Source organism: Rhizomicrobium sp. (assembly GCF_056722145.1).
The window spans coordinates 1-16,806 of record NZ_JBWZET010000367.1 but is presented as its reverse complement, the minus strand read 5'-3'; the positions used below and the strand labels follow the sequence as shown (position 1 = coordinate 16,806).

General features: G+C 63.9%; 15 protein-coding genes. 6 read left to right on the top strand and 9 right to left on the bottom strand.

Annotated features, from left to right (window positions below; all coding sequences use genetic code 11):
* Positions 1-291, top strand: a 291-nt coding sequence (locus tag AC1P6P_RS19615; RefSeq protein ID WP_481404137.1) for a DALR anticodon-binding domain-containing protein, incomplete at its 5' end; no start/stop codon positions are given.
* A gap of 247 nt (positions 292-538) precedes the next feature.
* Here AC1P6P_RS19615 and AC1P6P_RS19610 read toward each other — a convergent pair.
* Positions 539-823, bottom strand: coding sequence for a DUF4242 domain-containing protein (locus tag AC1P6P_RS19610; protein ID WP_481404136.1), 285 nt, complete (start codon positions 821-823; stop codon positions 539-541).
* A gap of 693 nt (positions 824-1,516) precedes the next feature.
* Between AC1P6P_RS19610 and ppdK the strand changes: the two genes are divergently transcribed.
* A complete protein-coding gene (ppdK, locus tag AC1P6P_RS19605) occupies positions 1,517-4,189 on the top strand; it encodes a pyruvate, phosphate dikinase (RefSeq protein WP_481404135.1) in 2,673 nt (890 codons plus the stop codon).
* Between the two features lie 417 nt (positions 4,190-4,606).
* Positions 4,607-5,281 carry a cell wall hydrolase gene (locus AC1P6P_RS19600; protein ID WP_481404134.1) on the top strand — a complete coding sequence of 225 codons (675 nt, stop codon included), beginning with the start codon at positions 4,607-4,609 and terminating at the stop codon, positions 5,279-5,281.
* Positions 5,282-5,385: 104 nt separating this feature from the next.
* Here the strand turns inward: AC1P6P_RS19600 and nadC are convergent, their stop codons facing one another.
* From nadC to nadA, 3 genes are read right to left on the bottom strand one after another with little or no spacing between them, the layout of a single operon-like run.
* Positions 5,386-6,237, bottom strand: a complete 852-nt coding sequence (nadC, locus tag AC1P6P_RS19595) for a carboxylating nicotinate-nucleotide diphosphorylase (protein ID WP_481404133.1) — start codon at positions 6,235-6,237, stop codon at positions 5,386-5,388.
* Positions 6,238-6,258: 21 nt separating this feature from the next.
* The gene (locus AC1P6P_RS19590) at positions 6,259-7,845 is read right to left on the bottom strand and encodes an L-aspartate oxidase (protein ID WP_481404132.1); all 1,587 of its coding nucleotides are present in this window, start codon (positions 7,843-7,845) and stop codon (positions 6,259-6,261) included.
* A gap of 9 nt (positions 7,846-7,854) precedes the next feature.
* Positions 7,855-8,886: a quinolinate synthase NadA gene (nadA, locus tag AC1P6P_RS19585; RefSeq protein ID WP_481404131.1), complete on the bottom strand. Its 1,032-nt coding sequence runs from the start codon at positions 8,884-8,886 to the stop codon at positions 7,855-7,857.
* A 343-nt stretch (positions 8,887-9,229) separates the two neighbouring features.
* On the opposite strand from nadA, the gene AC1P6P_RS19580 reads away from it, so the two are divergent.
* On the top strand, positions 9,230-10,147 hold the full coding sequence (locus tag AC1P6P_RS19580; protein WP_481404130.1) for an NAD-dependent epimerase/dehydratase family protein: 918 nt from the start codon (positions 9,230-9,232) through the stop codon (positions 10,145-10,147).
* Between the two features lie 209 nt (positions 10,148-10,356).
* On the opposite strand, the gene AC1P6P_RS19575 is transcribed toward AC1P6P_RS19580, so the two are convergent.
* The 5 genes from AC1P6P_RS19575 to AC1P6P_RS19555 form a co-directional block, all read right to left on the bottom strand.
* Positions 10,357-11,316 carry an NUDIX hydrolase gene (locus AC1P6P_RS19575; RefSeq protein ID WP_481404129.1) on the bottom strand — a complete coding sequence of 320 codons (960 nt, stop codon included), beginning with the start codon at positions 11,314-11,316 and terminating at the stop codon, positions 10,357-10,359.
* A 2-nt stretch (positions 11,317-11,318) separates the two neighbouring features.
* The gene (locus tag AC1P6P_RS19570; protein WP_481404128.1) at positions 11,319-11,849 is read right to left on the bottom strand and encodes a tyrosine phosphatase family protein; all 531 of its coding nucleotides are present in this window, start codon (positions 11,847-11,849) and stop codon (positions 11,319-11,321) included.
* 63 nt (positions 11,850-11,912) lie between these two features.
* Positions 11,913-12,500, bottom strand: coding sequence for an HD domain-containing protein (locus tag AC1P6P_RS19565; protein WP_481404127.1), 588 nt, complete (start codon positions 12,498-12,500; stop codon positions 11,913-11,915).
* Entirely contained in the window at positions 12,497-13,285 is a 789-nt protein-coding gene (locus AC1P6P_RS19560; RefSeq protein ID WP_481404126.1) for a sulfite exporter TauE/SafE family protein, read from the bottom strand. The genes AC1P6P_RS19565 and AC1P6P_RS19560 overlap by 4 nt, the downstream gene beginning before the upstream one ends.
* A gap of 309 nt (positions 13,286-13,594) precedes the next feature.
* Positions 13,595-14,719, bottom strand: coding sequence for a beta-ketoacyl-ACP synthase III (locus tag AC1P6P_RS19555; protein ID WP_481404125.1), 1,125 nt, complete (start codon positions 14,717-14,719; stop codon positions 13,595-13,597).
* 181 nt (positions 14,720-14,900) lie between these two features.
* Between AC1P6P_RS19555 and AC1P6P_RS19550 the strand changes: the two genes are divergently transcribed.
* Both AC1P6P_RS19550 and AC1P6P_RS19545 read left to right on the top strand, forming a co-directional pair.
* On the top strand, positions 14,901-16,214 hold the full coding sequence (locus AC1P6P_RS19550; RefSeq protein ID WP_481404124.1) for a PAS domain-containing sensor histidine kinase: 1,314 nt from the start codon (positions 14,901-14,903) through the stop codon (positions 16,212-16,214).
* A gap of 188 nt (positions 16,215-16,402) precedes the next feature.
* On the top strand, positions 16,403-16,806 hold a 404-nt coding region (locus AC1P6P_RS19545; RefSeq protein ID WP_481404123.1), incomplete at its 3' end, for a 7-cyano-7-deazaguanine synthase.

Below are 16,806 nucleotides of genomic sequence, written 5' to 3'. Positions count from 1 at the left end.
ACCACCTTCGACGGCTCGCCCGATCCCGACGCGCTGGTGCTCGACGAGGAAAAGGCGCTGTACGTGGAACTTTCCTCCGCGGCGGACCTGGTGAAGGCCGAAATCGAGCGCGAGCGCTTTGTGGAAGCGATGGGCGTGATGAGCCGCCTGCGTGCTCCGGTGGATGCGTTCTTCGACAAGGTCACGGTCAACGACAAGGACCCGTCCCTGCGCAAGAACCGCCTTCTGCTGCTGTCGCGCCTGCGCGCCACGCTGCATTTGGCGGCGGATTTTTCGAAGATCGAGGGATAACTTGTCATCCCCGGCGAGCGCTTCGCAGCGCTGAGAAGGTTGAGACCGGGGACCCAGGTGGTCACGGCTTCCTCGCTCCGTCAGGACGGGCATCGGTATTCTTTCGTCGCCACGGTGCGGGCGCCACCACCTGGGTCCCCGGTCGGCGCTCCGCCGCTTCGCGCCTTCGCTTGCCGGGGATGACAAGCAGGGGTGGCTTGCCGGGGATGGCAAAGAGGGGTGGCTTAGCGGGGATGGCACATATTGCTCACCCTTCCTTCTCGGTCGTCGGGTCGATCATGCGGCGGACTTCGGTGATTTTACTTGCCGGGAAGCCGCTCTTGTCGGCGTGCTGGCGGATGATTGCTTCGTCCTTCGCCAGATAAACGCAGAATGTCTTGTCGCCGGCGACGTAGCTCTCCTGCCATTGGATGTCGGGGCCGAGTTCGGCCAGCACTTTGTTCGACTTGCCGGCGGCCTCGCGAAACTGGTCGCGCTCAAGGCTGCCGACGGCCGGGATGTCGCGTTCGATGATGAACTTCTTGAGCGCCATGGCTTCACCTTCGCTGTCGTGGTCCGGCAAAGCTACATCGGCGCCGCATCATTTGTCCCGCCTCGGCGATGACGCCGGTCTCACCGAAGCGTGTTGATTCTCGCTGTCACGCGGCCTTCGCAATGCTGTCAAAGAAGTCAATCCGAACGCACTCGGCAGCATATTTCATAGGCAGTTTTCGTGAAAACGAAGCCTCATTTTTGCCCTATTTCGGCTGCGTCAAAATGTAAGCACTGGATGCAAAAAATCTGCTCTATTTCGGATACGTTTGCGCTCGCTTTTGGCCACATTTCGGCGTAATAGCCCGCCCATCAAACTCGAGAGCACCGTGTAATCCGGTGTGTCCTTGCGCAACGCGCGATGTCATCGACAGCGCGTCCGGGTGAAATTGTCCTTGAAATATTAGTGCGTCAAACCGCGCAGGACTACCACATTGCGTCTCTACGGGGACAGCCCTATTCCGGAAATTACAAGTGATGCCATTCACTCCAAACCACGGCATGGCCCGCGAATGCAGGTCTTAACCACATCGGATGCCTCTGAGGCGATTTCGCCAATAGCGAATTCGTCGGCAATCCGATGGGCCGTTGGAATTCGAGTTCTCAGTGCGTACGGCGACCTTCATTCGCTGGCTATGACGTGCGGACGCAATGGCAAGCGCTCAAGTCAAAACATAACAAGGTGAGAGAAACGATGACGAAATGGGTCTACAATTTCGGTGACGGCTCCGCGGATGGCGAAGCCTCCATGCGTAATCTGCTCGGCGGCAAGGGTGCGAACCTCGCCGAAATGAGCAATATCGGATTGCCCGTCCCTCCGGGCTTCTCGGTGACCACGGAAGTCTGCACGTATTTCTACGCCAACGGCCATCAGTATCCGTCCGATCTCAAGGCGCAGGTCGATGCCGCCGTCGAGAAGATGGGCAAGATCATGGGCGCCAAGCTCGGCGATCCCAAGAATCCGCTGCTGGTTTCGGTCCGTTCGGGCGCCCGCGTTTCGATGCCGGGCATGATGGACACCGTCCTCAACCTCGGCCTGACGCCGGAAACGGTTGAAGGCGTGATCAAGCTGACCAACAATCCGCGCTTCGCGTGGGACAGCTATCGCCGCTTCGTCGAAATGTATTCGAACGTCGTGCTCGGCATGGACCGCAACGACTTCGAAGAAATCCTCGACCACGCCAAGGAAGCCAAGGGCGTCGAACTCGACACCGACCTTGACGCCGACGACCTCAAGGCCGTGACCGCGAAGTTCAAGGCCCTGGTCGAGAAGAAGCAGGGCAAGCCGTTCCCGGATACCGTCGAAGAGCAGCTGTGGGGCGGCATCGGCGCCGTGTTCTCGAGCTGGATGTGCGCTCGCGCCCAGACCTATCGCCGCCTCAACAAGATCCCGGGCGACTGGGGCACGGCCGTGAACGTGCAGGCGATGGTGTTCGGCAACCGCGGTGAGACCTCGGCCACCGGCGTCGCCTTCACCCGCGATCCCGCCACCGGCGAGAACTACCTCTACGGCGAATACCTCATCAACGCCCAGGGCGAAGACGTCGTCGCCGGCATTCGTACCCCGCAAGCGATCACCAAGCTGGTGCGCGAACGTCAGGGCTCGAAGAAGTCGTCGATGGAAGAGTCGATGCCCCAGATGTACAAGGAGCTGTTCGACATCGGGCAGAAGCTTGAGCATCACTTCAAGGAAGTGCAGGACGTCGAGTTCACCATCCAGGAAGGCAAGCTCTGGATGCTGCAGTGCCGCGCCGGCAAGCGTACCGCCAAGGCCGCGCTGAAGATCGCCATCGACCTCGTCAAGGAAGGCCTGATCGACAAGGAAACGGCCGTCCAGCGCGTCGATCCGTCGGCGCTCGACCAGCTGCTGCATCCGACCCTCGACCCCAAGGCCGCGAAGACCAAGTACACCTCCGGTCTGGCCGCCTCGCCCGGTGCCGCCATCGGTGAAGCCGTGTTCACGGCCGACGAAGCCGAGAAGCTGGCCAACGAAGGCCACGACGTCATCCTCGTCCGCGTCGAAACCAGCCCGGAAGACATTCACGGCATGCACGCCGCGAAGGGCATCGTCACGGCGCGCGGCGGCATGACCAGCCACGCGGCGGTGGTGGCCCGCGGCATGGGCCGTCCTTGCGTCGCCGGTTGCGGCATGCTCCGCATCGACTACGATAAGAAGATCATGACGGTCGGCGACAAGGTCCTGAAGCAGGGCGACGTGATCACCATCGACGGCTCGGCCGGTCTCGTCTACGTCGGCCGCGTGTCGATGCAGAATCCGGAACTGACCGGCGACTTCAATACCCTGATGGAATGGGCCGACGCGATCCGCGAACTCAAGGTCTACACCAATGCCGACACGCCTAATGACGCCAAGACTGCGCGTTCGTTCGGCGCCCAGGGCATTGGCCTGTGCCGCACCGAGCACATGTTCTTCGAAGGCGACCGCATCGTGTCGGTCCGTCAGATGATCCTGGCGGAAACCGTGGGAGAGCGCGAGAAGGCGCTCGCCCACTTGCTGCCGATGCAGCGCGGCGATTTCGAGGAAATCTTCCGCGTCATGGACGGCCTGCCGGTCATCATCCGCCTGCTCGATCCGCCGCTGCATGAATTCCTGCCCCACAAGGACTCGGAATTCGAAGCGGTTGCCAAGCAGGCCGGCATCTCCGTCGAGAAGCTGAAGCAGAAGAGCTCGACCCTGCACGAATTCAACCCGATGCTGGGTCACCGCGGCATCCGCCTCGGCGTCACCTATCCGGAAATCACTGCGATGCAGGCGCGCGCCGTGATCGAAGCGGCGGTGAATGTCGAAAACGAAGGCATCAAGGTCGATGCCGAAATCATGATCCCGATCGTGGCCTGGAAGCAGGAACTCGATCTCGCGGCCGACATCATCAAGAAGGTCGCCGAGGAAGTGAAGAAGGAGAAGGGCAAGCTCCCGAACTTCAAGATCGGCACCATGATCGAACTGCCGCGCGCCGCTCTGCAGGCCGGCAAGCTTGCGGAAACCGCGCAGTTCTTCTCGTTCGGCACCAACGACCTGACGCAGACCACCTGCGGCATCAGCCGTGACGACGCCGGTCCGTTCCTCACCGACTATCAGGTGAAGGGCCTTCTGGTGCGCGATCCGTTCGTGTCGATCGATCGCGACGGCGTCGGCGAATTGATGGCGATCGCGGCCGAGCGGGGCAAGAAGACCCGTCCGGACATCGAGATCGGCATCTGCGGCGAGCACGGTGGCGATCCGAACTCGATCGAACTGTGCCAGCAGATCGGCCTCAGCTACGTTTCGTGCTCGCCGTTCCGCGTGCCGGTGGCGCGTCTTGCGGCAGCCCAGGCGGCGCTGAAGAAGTTCGAACGCGACGTGTGATCTGACGTTTCGTCGAAGTCATGACGGGAAGCCCTCGGAGCAATCCGGGGGCTTCTTCGTATAGGGACGAAGCAGTCATTGTATGCGGCGTGAGGCGCTGAACGATTGCGTCGATGGCACATTAGCGTGCGTGTGATTTGAGTCGTTCGAATGTCCTGAACGCAAAAATATCGATCACACCAATGTAATCATCGCGTGAAAGTGGTTTGAAAATCCCCAGGGTTTGCCTCGCTTTTTGATTTTCAAGCGTGACGCGATGTCACGATTCCGTATTTTTTCATTTGACCGGCACACTGTTGAGCGGCTAGACGCGCCACTCCCCCATGGGGAGAAGGGGGAACTGTTCGAGTTCACGCCGACCAAGGTCGACCATCCGGCCGACACAGACGAAACGAAATCCGAAGAGAGTCATTCCCGATGCAAAAGAAATCGCCAGACGTCCTACGACGATCCGATCGCATTCTCGTTGGTGCGCTCACCGTCGTACTCGCCGCAGTCAGCGCGGCAGTCGGAGCGGCGGCTGCGTATCGTCCGCACGCGGAACAACTCAAGCCCGCGACGACGATGGTCGCTGCGGCCCAGCCCGTTCAATCCGCCGAACCGGTGCAGCCGGTCGTGCCGGTGTCCGCCGAAGAAGTGCGTGGCGCCTCCATGATCGAGCAGGCGGTGATGAAGAAACTGCTCAAGGAGCATCGCTGTCTGTCCGATGCGCTCTACTACGAAGCGCGCGGCGAGGGCGAAAAGGGCCAGAAGGCCATCGCCGAGGTGATCTTCACGCGGCTGCAGAAGGGCAAGTACGGCCACTCGATCTGCGCCGTCGTCTACGAGGGCGCCAACCAGCCCAAGTGCCAGTTCTCGTTCACCTGCAACGGCGCGCTGCACCAGACCAAGAACATGGTGGCTTGGACGCGTGCGCAGCAGCTTGCCGCCCGCATCCTGACCGGCGAGGAGCCGCTCAAGAACGCCACCGGCGGGGCGGTGAACTTCCACTCGATCACGGTCGATCCCGAATGGGCCGGCGAATTCGCCCGCACCACCCAGATCGGCAACCACGTCTTCTACCGCAAATCCCCGATCAAACGGGACATGTGAGCGAAGAGAAGTGAGTAGCGAATAGGGGTTGACGTGCGACGGCGCCGTCAGCCCTTTTTCTTTCGCTATTCGCTATTCGCTATTCGCTATTCGCTATTCGCGTCTCAGAAATCCAGCGCCACATCCAGGCTCGGCGCCGAATGGGTGATGGCGCCGGAGGAGATGTAGTCGACGCCGGTTTCGGCGATGGCGCGCACGGTTTCGAGGGTGACGCTGCCCGAGGCTTCCAGCGCGGCGCGACCGGCGTTGATCATCACCGCCTGGCGCAGCGTGTTGGGCGTCATGTTGTCGAGCAGCACGGTATCGACGCCGAGTTCGAGCGCGATCTGCAGCTGCTCCAGCGAATCCACTTCCACTTCCACCTTGACCATGTGGCCGAGGCCCGAGAATACGCGCTCCACCGCCGGCTTGATGCCGCCCGCGGCGACGATGTGGTTGTCCTTGATGAGAACGCCGTCGTCGAGGCCATAGCGGTGATTGACGCCACCGCCGCAGCGCACCGCGTATTTCTCAAGAATGCGCAGGCCCGGTGTCGTCTTGCGAGTGCAAACGATTCTCGCCTTGGTTTCTTTGACGGCGTCGACCAGGGCGCGGGTCGCAGTGGCGACCCCGGACAGGTGCCCGACGAAGTTCAACGCCACCCGCTCGGCGGCGAGAATTGACCTCGCGGAGCCCTGCACAGCCAGCAGCGGGGTGCCGGCGCTGACGGTGGCGCCATCCCGTGCCTCCAGACGGACCTTGAGCGAGCCGTCCAGGATGTGGAAGGCGGCCTCGGCCGTCCCCAGCCCGGCAATGGTCCCCGCCTTACGGGCCACCAGGAGGGCTGTGGCGCGCTGCCCCGCCGGTAGCACCAGGTCGCTGGTAATGTCGCCGGCCCGGCCCAGATCCTCCTCCAACGCCTGGCGGACGATCGGCTCCATCAGCAGGAACGGCGGCGTGCGAAGCGGGAAAGGCATGGCGGGCAAGTCCTGAAATGGTTAACGAGCGGCGCAGGCGGGACTGTCTGGCAGGGCGGCGTCGGCGGCAATCCGCTCGGCATCGGCGAGGGTCATGAAGGTGCGCGCCGAGCCGGGATCGGTATCCGGGAAGTCGATGCGGGTATGGCCGCCCCGGCTTTCGCGGCGGGTGAGGGCTCCGGCGACGACCATCTTGGCGGTCACGGTCATGTTGAGCAGCGATGCTTCATGGCCGCCGGCACGCTCGATCTGGGCAATGCGGGCGAGGGCTTCCGACAGCCCGGCGGCGTCGCGCTCGAGCCCGGCGAAGCGGGTCATGATCTCGCGCAGCTGGCGCGGCACCGGCGCCGCCGCGGAGCGGGCGGGGGCAGGCGGCGTGCCGCGGTTTTTGCGCGGCAGGACGTTGGCGCGGATGTCCTCCGCCGCGCGGGCGCCGAACACGAGCGCTTCGAGCAGCGAATTGGAGGCCAGCCGGTTGGCGCCGTGCAGGCCGGTGCAGGCGCATTCGCCGATCGCCCACAGCCCGTCGAGTGAGGTGCGGCCGCGCACGTCGGAAGCGATGCCGCCCATGTGATAATGCGCGGCGGGCGCCACCGGGATCGGCTGGGTCACCGGATCGATGCCGGCCTCGCGGCAGATCTCATAAACGGTCGGGAAGTGCGACGTGAACTCCGCGCCCACCGCCTTGCGGCAGTCGAGAAACACCTTGTGGCCGGCGACCAGCTCGCGATGGATGGCGCGGGCCACCACATCGCGCGGCGCCAGTTCGGCGTCGGCGTGGAGGCCCGGCATGAAGCGGCGGCCGGCCTCGTCGATCAGGATGGCGCCTTCGCCGCGCAACGCTTCGGTGGCGAGCGGGGCAGGGTCCTTGTCGATGGCGATGGCGGTCGGGTGGAACTGCACGAATTCGGGATCGGCGATCACCGCACCGGCGCGCGCCGCCATGCCGAGTCCTTCGCCGCGGCTTTCCGGCGGATTGGTAGAGACCGCATACAAAGCGCCGAGCCCGCCGGTCGCCAGCACCACCGCCGAGGAGCGGATCAGGATCAGCCGCTGCACCGGGCCGTGCCAGGTCTTGGCGAACAGGCCGACGACGCGGCCGTCTTCCACCGCCAGCTCGACGGCGTGAAAGCCTTCGATGATGCGGATCGATTTGGTGGCGCGGGCCGCGGCGGCGAGCGCCTGCATCACTTCGGCGCCGGCACGGTCGCCCTTGACGTGGACGATGCGCGCGGCCGAATGCGCCGCTTCCCGGCCGACCGCCAGCGAGCCGTCCTTGGCGCGATCGAAGGGGGCACCGAAATCGACGAGGTCGTGAATGCGATCGGGCGCCTCGCGCGCCACCAGGGCGGCAATCCCGGGATCGCTGAGGCCGGCGCCGGCGGCAATCGTGTCGGCGGCATGGCTCTGCCAGGTATCGCCATGCCCGACCGACGCGGCGATGCCGCCTTGGGCGCGGGCACTGGAACCCGATACGCCGGGATGCTCGTCGGCAAGCACCACGCACGGGAACGGCGCCATCTTCAGCGCGGTGAACAGTCCCGCCACGCCGGCGCCGAGGATGAGGGCACCCCGGGTTTCGATGACATTGTCGATATGCGGCTTCATGGCAGCTCCTTACGCGGCTGAACGGGCCGGAGAGACGGGCACCGCCAGCATGCGTTCCACGCTCTTGCGGGCGCGGGGAACGATGGCCGGATCGACCGTGACTTCGACCGTCATGGTCTCAAGGGCGTTGAGGATTCTTGGCAGCGTGATGCGCTTCATGTGCGGGCACAGATTGCACGGCCGCACGAATTCGGTGCCGGGGAATTCCACCGCGACGTTGTCGCTCATCGAGCATTCGGTGACGAGCACGACTTTTTTCGGATGCTGGGCGGCGACGTAGTCGATCATGCCCGAGGTCGAACCGGCGAAATCGGAGGCGGCGACCACCTCCGGCGGGCACTCGGGATGGGCCATCACCACCACGCCCGGATTGCCGGCGCGGAAGTCGCGGATGTCGGTGGCGGTGAAGCGCTCGTGCACTTCGCAATGCCCTTTCCAGGTGACGATCTTCACCTTGGTCTGGCGCGCCACGTTCTGGGCGAGGAATTCGTCGGGGATCATGATCACGCTGTCGACGCCCCATTCGCCGGCGATGTCTTCCACCACGGCGCGGGCGTTGGACGACGTGCAGCAGACGTCGCTTTCGGCTTTCACGGCGGCGGAGGTATTAACGTATGTCACCACCGGCAGGCCGGGATGCTTCGCTTTCAACGCCACCACATCGGCGGCGGTGATGGATTCGGCGAGCGAACAGCCGGCTTCGGGATCGGGGATCAGCACGGTCTTGTCGGGCGACAGGACTTTCGAGGTCTCAGCCATGAAATGGACGCCGGCCTGGACGATCAGCTTGGCCTCGGTCTTGGCGGCGAGGCGGGCGAGCTGGAGCGAGTCGCCGACAAAATCGGCGACGCAGTGGAAGATCTCCGGCGTCATGTAGTTGTGCGCCAGGATCACCGCGTTCTTGTCGCGCTTCAGGGCGTTGATCGCAGCGATGTAAGGGGCATGGACGGCCCACTCGATGTCGGGCACGACATTGGCCACCTTGCGGCGGAGAGAGTCCGTCGCACGGGCGACTTCAGGCGTGTAGGACAGCTCGGACATCGTGTTATGCTCTATTTGAGTATATATCTAGGGCAAAAACGCCGGCCATCAAGGCCGGTTCCTACGTTTTATGCTACACATGAGCACAAATCCGTCAAGTCCGTTTTGTTAACATCAGCGAGAATTTGCAAGCGCCGAATTCAGCTTGAATTTTTTAGAATTGCGATAAAGTCGCAATTTACCCGAAACAGTTGAACGGGGCGGCCACTTCAGGCAAATCATTTTTGTGGATACGCCCGTATAGACGGGCGCGGACACGCTGCTGTGCGCAGCCGCTTGGGCCCTCCTTCGGGAGGGCCATTTTTTTCTTGAGGCCTGCGCCCCTGCAGGCTACCCCAACGCCATGCGGATATTGTTGACAGGCTCTTCCGGCTGGCTTGGTCGCCATCTGGCGCCGAAACTTTTGGCCCGCGGCGACGACGTGGTCGGGCTCGATGTCGTGCCGGGGCCATTCACCACCATTCTCGGATCGGTCGCCGACCGCGCCACCGTGGCGACGGCGATGTCCGGGATCGATGCCGTGGTCGCCGGTGGCGCGCTGCACAAGCCCGACATCGTGCGGTATCCGGCGTCCGACTTCATCGCCGTCAATGTCGAGGGGACGCAGAATCTGCTCGAGGAGGCGATTGCGGCCGGCGTCGGCCGGTTCGTGTTCACCTCGACCACCTCGCTGATGATCTCGCACAAGGTGCGCGCCGGCAAAGCGGGCGGGGCGACGGCGGCGGTATGGATGACGGAAGATATGCCGGTCACGCCGCGCAACATCTATGGCATCACCAAACTTGCCGCCGAACATCTCTGCCGCCTGGCGCATGTCGAGCACAAATTGAACGTGATCGTGCTGCGCACCGCGCGCTTCTTCCCGGAAGAAGACGATATGGCGCACGCCATTACGCAGTCGAGCGAGAACACCAAGGCCAACGAAATGCTGTTCCGCCGGCTCGCCGCCGACGATGCCGCGCAGGCGCATGTGGTGGCCCTCGACGGTGCCCCCGAGATCGGCTTCGACATTTTCATCGTCTCGGCGCCGACGCCGTTTGGGCGCGAAGATTGCGCCGAGCTGATCGCCGATGCGCCCGCTGTCGTGGCGCGCTATTTTCCGGATTACCCCACGCTTTATGCCACGCGCGGCTGGACGATGTTCGATCACATCGACCGGGTCTATTGCGCTGAACGGATCGAACGGCGCCTGGGCTTTCGCTGCCAGCACACGTTCGCGGACGTGCTGCGCCGTCTCGGCGACCGGCTGCACGGGCAATGACACCGGTCGCAATCGCAGTTGGTGTCGCATTCGGCGACATTTCCGTGCGTCTTCGCTCGTTTGCCACATTACAATGGGATCATATGCAAGCGACAATCGCCATGCTGCGCGGAGCACGCGTCGATCTGAACGGAGGCCCTCCCAGGTATCCGAACCAGTTGCACGGCTTTGATGCGGCATTCTTGGGCCCTCCTTCGGGAGGGCCTTTTTTATATCGCCCGCTGGCGCGCCAGCCGCACGCCGGGCGAGGGGCGTTCGCGCAGGACTTCGCGGCGGAAGCGGAATAGTTCGGCCGGGCGGCCGCGCGGCGGCGCGTTGAATTTGCCGGTGCCTTCCACCAGGCCCTGGTCTTCCACCAGCCGGCGGAAATTCTGCTTGTGCAGGCGAATGCCGGAAATCGCTTCCACGGTGCGCTGCAATTCGAGCAGCGTGAAGGAGGGCGACATCAGTTCGAACACCACGGGGCGGTATTTCATCTTGCCGCGCAGCCGCGCGATGGCGGTGGCGAGAATGCGGCGGTGATCGAACAGCATGCGATCGCCGAGCGGCTTGACTAGATCGTCGGCGACCCGCCCGTCGCGCGCGCTTTCGGCGACCAGACCGGCTTCGTACAGCAGTTCGTAGCGCTCGAGCACTTTTTCTTCGTCCCAGCCGATGTCCTCGTCGCCGAAGCACAGGCGGACGCGGTCGCGGCGACGTTCGGCGCAAATCTTGTCGGGCGCGCCGGCAACGAACTCGTCCAGCGCCGGCAGGATAATGTCGTCGATGATCGCGGGCTTCTCGTCGCGCCAGTCTTCCCAGGGAAAATAGCGATACCAGCCGCGCCACAGATTGTCGGGGGCGTTGCGCTCGCCGAGCTGCTTGGTCAGCGCCAGATAGCCGACCGACACGACACGCGCGTTCTCGCCCGGATTCAGCGTGTGACGGCCGCGATCGCCGAAGGTGTACAGCTGCTCGACATAACCGAGGTCGAGGTAGGTCTGCTCGCCCACCCAGGTCCGCAGGCCGCTTTCGAGGGTGCGGTGTTCCACCGGATCGAACGGGCCGAAGGGCAGGGCGTCGTCGGCGCCGCCGGCATGCACCACCAAGACGCTCGGCGCATCTTCCACCACCGACACGACGGCAGCCGACAATCCGATGGTGACGACATGTTTGCCCGAACTCGTCACGGCTATCCCCCCAATCCCAATTCCGCCAGCCGGAATTCCACTGGCACGCCTTCCTCCACCGGCACCGCCGGCCCCATCTCTTCCACCGCCTTTACCATATTGCCATTGCGCTGAAGCTGGGCGTCGGCGTGGCGGACGATGGCGCGGTTGGGATAGGCGTGCGGCGCCCGCGCCCGAACTTCGCGCGCCAGCCGGAATTCCGCCCCCATCCAGGCCCGATCGCACAATACTGCATAGGCCGTCGCCATCGAGCGGCTGACGCCTGCCCAGCAATGGATGATCATCGGCCGCTTGGCATCCCAGCCGCGGGTGAATTCGAGCAGCGCCGCGACGTGCTCCTCGCCGGGATGGCATTTGCCGTCCTGCGGATCGGCGATGTCGTGGACCCCGACGCGCAGATGGCGCGCGGCCGGAAAGCCGCCCGGGGTTTCGATCATGAACTCCGGCGACAGCAGGCTGACCAGATGCGACGGCTGGTAGGTCCGCAGCATGTCGGGGAGAACGGAAAGTGGTGTGACGAGAATCAGAGGCATGGCTTTACGTGTTAGCCCGCCATTATGACACGCGAAAGCGGTATGTGGTGCTATTTCAGTTTGTTACACCGACAGCTTGGCAAAGCGCTCGAGGAACAGGGTTTGTGCGTCGGCCGTTGCCAGCGGCGTCAACCGCGGCGTCTTGAGGGCGGCGGGCGGGGCACCGAAAATCTTCTTGGCTTCCTCTGTTTCGAAGCCGGCAAGCTGGGTCGCCTCGTGATAGGCCGAGATCAGATCGGCCCGTTTAAACAGCTTTTCGAGGTGCACCGGCGGCTTCGGCGGCAGTCCGAACCGGACGTGGATGGCCGCCATAAGTTTGAGCTCCAAGCTCTTGTAACTAATGCCGACTGCTGCCTTGAACGGACTAATGAGGTCACCGACAACATACTCCGGGGCATCGTGCAGCAGGGCCATCAGGCGGGCTTCGCGGGTCAGGCCGGAGGGGCTGAGGTCGACCGCCAGCCGCTCCACCAGCACACAATGTTGCGCCACCGAAAAGGCGTGTGCGCCTTTGGTCTGGCCGTTCCATCGCGCGACGCGGGCCAGCCCGTGGGCGATGTCTTCGATTTCGACGTCCAGCGGCGAGGGATCGAGCAGGTCGAGGCGGCGGCCGCTCAGCATCCGCTGCCACGCGCGAGGCGGTTTGGTCATAGAAAAAGCTTCACGGCTACGGCAGCCAACACGACCGCCATGGACCGCCGCAAATAGACTTCCGGCACCCTCGGGGCAAGATAGCTGCCGATCAGAATTCCGGGGATGGAGCCGAGCAGCAGCGTCCCCATCAGGGCGAAATTGATGTTGCCGAGCAGCCAGTGCCCGGCCCCCGCCACCAGCGTCAGCGGCACGGCGTGAGCGATGTCGGAGCCGACCAGACGTACGGCCGGCAATTCGGGATAGAGCAGGATCAGTGCCGTCACGCCGAGGGCCCCGGCGCCGACCGACGTGGAGGCCACCAGCGCGCCCAAAATCACGCCGGTCAGCACGGTGTAGCGGAAGGTTTTTTGCGGCGAGAGGTGGCCGACTTTGGCGGCGTAGGTTTTGAGCAGCCAGGTGCGGAATACCAGCGCCGCCGCGGTGATGAGCAGCGCCACGCCGAGCACGTCCGAGACCAGCGAATTGGCCTTGTGGCTGTCGACACCGAGCAGATTGAGCAGCAGCAAGGTCACGACCGCCGCCGGCACGCTGCCGAGTGCCAGCCGTCCGACCACGCGCCAGTCGATGGTGGCATGGGCGCCGTGAACCGCCGAACCGGCCGTCTTGGTGGCGGCGGCGTAGAGCAGGTCGGTGCCGACCGCAGCCACCGGCGAAATACCGAACAACAGGATCAGGATCGGCGTCATCAGCGAGCCGCCGCCGACGCCGGTCAGTCCGACCAGAGTGCCGACGCCGAGGCCGGAGGCGACGTAACCCCATTCAATGCTGGCCAGGAAATGCACGCGAATCCTTGTGAAAAGCCCGCCCGGAAGGGCGCGGACTATCACATGCGCCGCGGGGCGGAGGCAATGATGGAAATAGGCTGAGACGGTACCTGTTTTGCGAGGCGATTTTTCTGCCCCCACAGGCGCACCAATTTCGTCGCTGGCACGAAGACTGTGGGGGAAGTGTCCGAGCGAAGCCGGACAAAAGGGGGCTTCACTATATCGCCAGCCCCCTTCGGTTCGCCGCTGCGCGTCGAACCACTTCCCCCACGGTCTGCGTGCGAATTGGGAGATCTGTTCGCCCGCGGGGGCAGAAAACGTTGAGCCTCACCCCATCTTCTTCAGGATCACGCTGCCGGCGGAATAGCCGGCGCCGAAGGTGCAGAGGACGCCAATGTCGCCGGCGTTCAGGTCGGCGCTGTGGAGATTGAAGGCGATGATCGCGCCGGCCGACGAGGTGTTGGCGTAGCGGTCGATCACGTTCGGCGCTTCGTCCGGCGTCGGATCGCGGCCCAGCACTTTCTTGGCCAGGAACAGGTTCATATTGATGTTGGCCTGATGCAGCCACATGCGCTTGATGTCGGCAGCGGTGAGCCCGTTCTCGGCAAGATGCTCGGTCATGAAATGGCCGACCAGCGGCAGCACTTCCTTGAACACCTTGCGGCCCTGCTGGACGAACAGCTTGTCGGGCGTTTGGGCGGTTTCCGGCGCGCAGCGATTGAGAAAGCCGAAATTGTTGCGGATGTTGTTGGAGAACTGCGCCTTGAGCTTGGACGACACGATCTCCCACACATTGGCGCCGCGGGCGGTCTCGGCGCGCTCGACGACGAAGGCGGTGCAGGCGTCGCCGAACAGGAAGTGGCTGTCGCGTTCGCGGAAATTGGCGTGGCCGGTGAGGATCTCGGGATTGACCACCAGCACGGCGCGGGCGCCGCCGCTTTCCACCAGACCGCGGGCGACGTGAACTGCATAGGTCGCCGAAGCGCAGCCGACGCTCATGTCGAAGGCGAAGCCGGTGATGCCGAGGGCGCCTTGCACCTCGATCGCCATCGCCGGATAGGCGCGCTGCTGCACGGCGCAGGAGCAGATCACCGCGTCGATGTCGGAGGGCTTTTTCTCGGCCGCCGCCAGGGCTTCGCGCGCCGCCGCCACCGCCATCTCGGCCATCACCGACAACGCGCCGTCGGGACGCTCGGGGATACGTGGGCGCATCACCTCGGGGTCGAGGATGCCGTCCTTGTCGAGCACAAAGCGGTTCTTGATGCCCGACGCGCGCACGATGAACTCGCTGGAGGATTCAAGCAGAGGTTTCAGCGTACCGGCCGCGATCTCGGCTTCGTGCGCCTGATTGAAGCGGTGAACGTAGGTGTTGAAGGAGGCAACAATCTCGTCGTTGCTGATGGTCTGGGACGGCACGAAAACGCCCGTACCCGATACTGCCAAGCCAGCCAATTCTTCATCCCTTCCAAATCCTTGGCCCAAACTGCCGGACCCGGGCCGCGAACGCAAGCGTCGCTCTCAACGCGGCGTTTAGAACTTGCCTGTATGACTGTAAGCCGAGCGTGGAGTAGTGCGAGCGTTGGGGACCTATTTTCGATCGGCCGACTGGCCTGGTTCGCCGGAACGGCCGCGCATGACGGCGGGTGCGTGCTGGGCGTTTTTTGCGTTTGGCTTGGTGTGCGGTCTGGCCGGCGAGGTGATGTCGCTGCGCGAAATTGCCACTGGCGCGGGTATCATTGTTGGCATCGTCGTCATGGTCACTTTGTTGCGCCGGCTGGCCGAAAAAACCGATACGCAGCTCCTCGCCGGTGATTTCAGCTATCGCGGGTTTTTCGAGACAGCGATCGAAGGCATTTTCCGCACCACGCCCGATGGGCAATATCTCGATGTGAATCCGGCGCTGGCGCGCATCTACGGCTATGAGACGCCGGCGGCGATGAAGGCGGCGCTGACCAACATCGCGGCGCAACTCTACGTCGATCCGGGGCGGCGCAGCGCCTTCAAGAAGATCATGGCCGAGCGCGACGAGGTCATCGGCTTCGTCAGCGAAATCCATCGCCGCGACGGCTCGACCATCTGGATTTCCGAAAACGCCCGCGCGGTGCGCGACTGGCGCGGCGACATCGTCGGCTATCAGGGCACGGTGGAAGACGTCACCCAGAAATTCGCCGCCGAGCGCGCCATCAAGAAGGGCCTCAAGCGCGCCGAGCAGGCCAATCGCACCAAAAATGCCTTCCTGGCGATGATGAGCCATGAGCTGAAAACGCCGCTCAACGCCATCATCGGCTTTTCCGAGATGGTTTCCACCGAGATGCTGGGGCCGATCGGCAACCAGGCCTATCTCGATTACGTCAAGGATATCCACGCCTCCGGCAACAAGTTGCTGGCGATCATCAACGACGTGCTCGATGTGGCGCGGCTGGAAGGCAACGCCATCACCCTCAACCGCTGCGAATGCTGCGCCCAGGAACTCGCCGAGACGGCGCTGAAGCGAGCCCGCGTCCACACCGGCGACGAGCGCGACGTGATGCTGGATATCCCCGCCAGCCTTCCAACCCTCGACGTCGACAAGAACCGGCTGGCGCAGGTGCTGGCCAATCTCCTCGCCAATGCGCTGAAATTCACGCCACCGCCGGGGCTGGTGCGGTTGCGGGCGTGGCAGCCGGATTCCGGCGGGCTCCATTTCGCGGTCAGCGACAGCGGTATCGGCATGTCCGAGGAGGCCATCGCCTTGGTGCTGCAGCCGTTCCATCAGGCCGACGGCTCGCTGGCGCGCCGTTTCGAAGGCGCCGGCCTCGGCCTTCCGATCGCCCACGCCCTCGCCAAGCTGCACGGCGGCACGCTCGCCATCACCAGCGTCGAGGGCAAAGGCACTACCGTCACAGTGGAACTGCCCGCAACCTGCCTGTGGCAGGAAATGCCCGAAACCGAGGCAGTTTACGGGTAAAACCCCACTTTCCCGGACCAAGATTGAGTCACGCGGAGCCGCGGAGAACGCGGAGTTTGCCGTGCGAGCGCAGCTATCGCGTGTTCCACAGGCGATAGCTCTCCGCGTCCCCGCGTGATCCAGCTTTCGTTCCGGCCCCAATGGGCGAGGGGTAGAAAGGGAGCGCCGCATCGTCTAAATCGGCAGGTATGATCGAGATTTCAGACAGTGCCCTGGTTTTGTTTTCCGGCGGACAGGATTCGACGACGTGCCTCGCCTGGGCCCTCGAGCGGTTCGCGCGGGTGGAGACGGTCGGGTTCGATTACGGCCAGCGCCACCGGGTTGAACTCGAGGCGCGTACACGCATTTTGGCGGCGTTTCGCGAGCGCTTGCCGGCATGGGCCGCGCGGCTGGGCGAGGATCATCTGCTGGCGCTTGATGTGCTGAAGCAGATCGGCGGCAGTGCGCTGACCGATTCCACCAAGATCGAGATGGGCCGCGACGGCCTGCCGACGAGTTTCGTGCCCGGGCGCAATGTGCTGTTCCTGACGTCGGCGGCGGCGCTCGGCTATCGCCGCGGCATTGCCGATCTGGTCGGCGGCATGTGCGAGAC

What these genes read in the sequence shown, in the direction of transcription:
- AC1P6P_RS19600 (WP_481404134.1), top strand. Translation starts at nt 4,607, where the DNA reads ATGCAAAAGAAATCGCCAGACGTCCTACGACGATCCGATCGCATTCTC.
- AC1P6P_RS19590 (WP_481404132.1), bottom strand. Translation starts at nt 7,845, where the DNA reads ATGAAGCCGCATATCGACAATGTCATCGAAACCCGGGGTGCCCTCATC.
- nadA (WP_481404131.1), bottom strand. Translation starts at nt 8,886, where the DNA reads ATGTCCGAGCTGTCCTACACGCCTGAAGTCGCCCGTGCGACGGACTCT.
- AC1P6P_RS19550 (WP_481404124.1), top strand. Translation starts at nt 14,901, where the DNA reads ATGACGGCGGGTGCGTGCTGGGCGTTTTTTGCGTTTGGCTTGGTGTGC.
- ppdK (WP_481404135.1), top strand. Translation starts at nt 1,517, where the DNA reads ATGACGAAATGGGTCTACAATTTCGGTGACGGCTCCGCGGATGGCGAA.
- AC1P6P_RS19610 (WP_481404136.1), bottom strand. Translation starts at nt 823, where the DNA reads ATGGCGCTCAAGAAGTTCATCATCGAACGCGACATCCCGGCCGTCGGC.
- nadC (WP_481404133.1), bottom strand. Translation starts at nt 6,237, where the DNA reads ATGCCTTTCCCGCTTCGCACGCCGCCGTTCCTGCTGATGGAGCCGATC.
- AC1P6P_RS19580 (WP_481404130.1), top strand. Translation starts at nt 9,230, where the DNA reads ATGCGGATATTGTTGACAGGCTCTTCCGGCTGGCTTGGTCGCCATCTG.
- AC1P6P_RS19565 (WP_481404127.1), bottom strand. Translation starts at nt 12,500, where the DNA reads ATGACCAAACCGCCTCGCGCGTGGCAGCGGATGCTGAGCGGCCGCCGC.
- AC1P6P_RS19570 (WP_481404128.1), bottom strand. Translation starts at nt 11,849, where the DNA reads ATGCCTCTGATTCTCGTCACACCACTTTCCGTTCTCCCCGACATGCTG.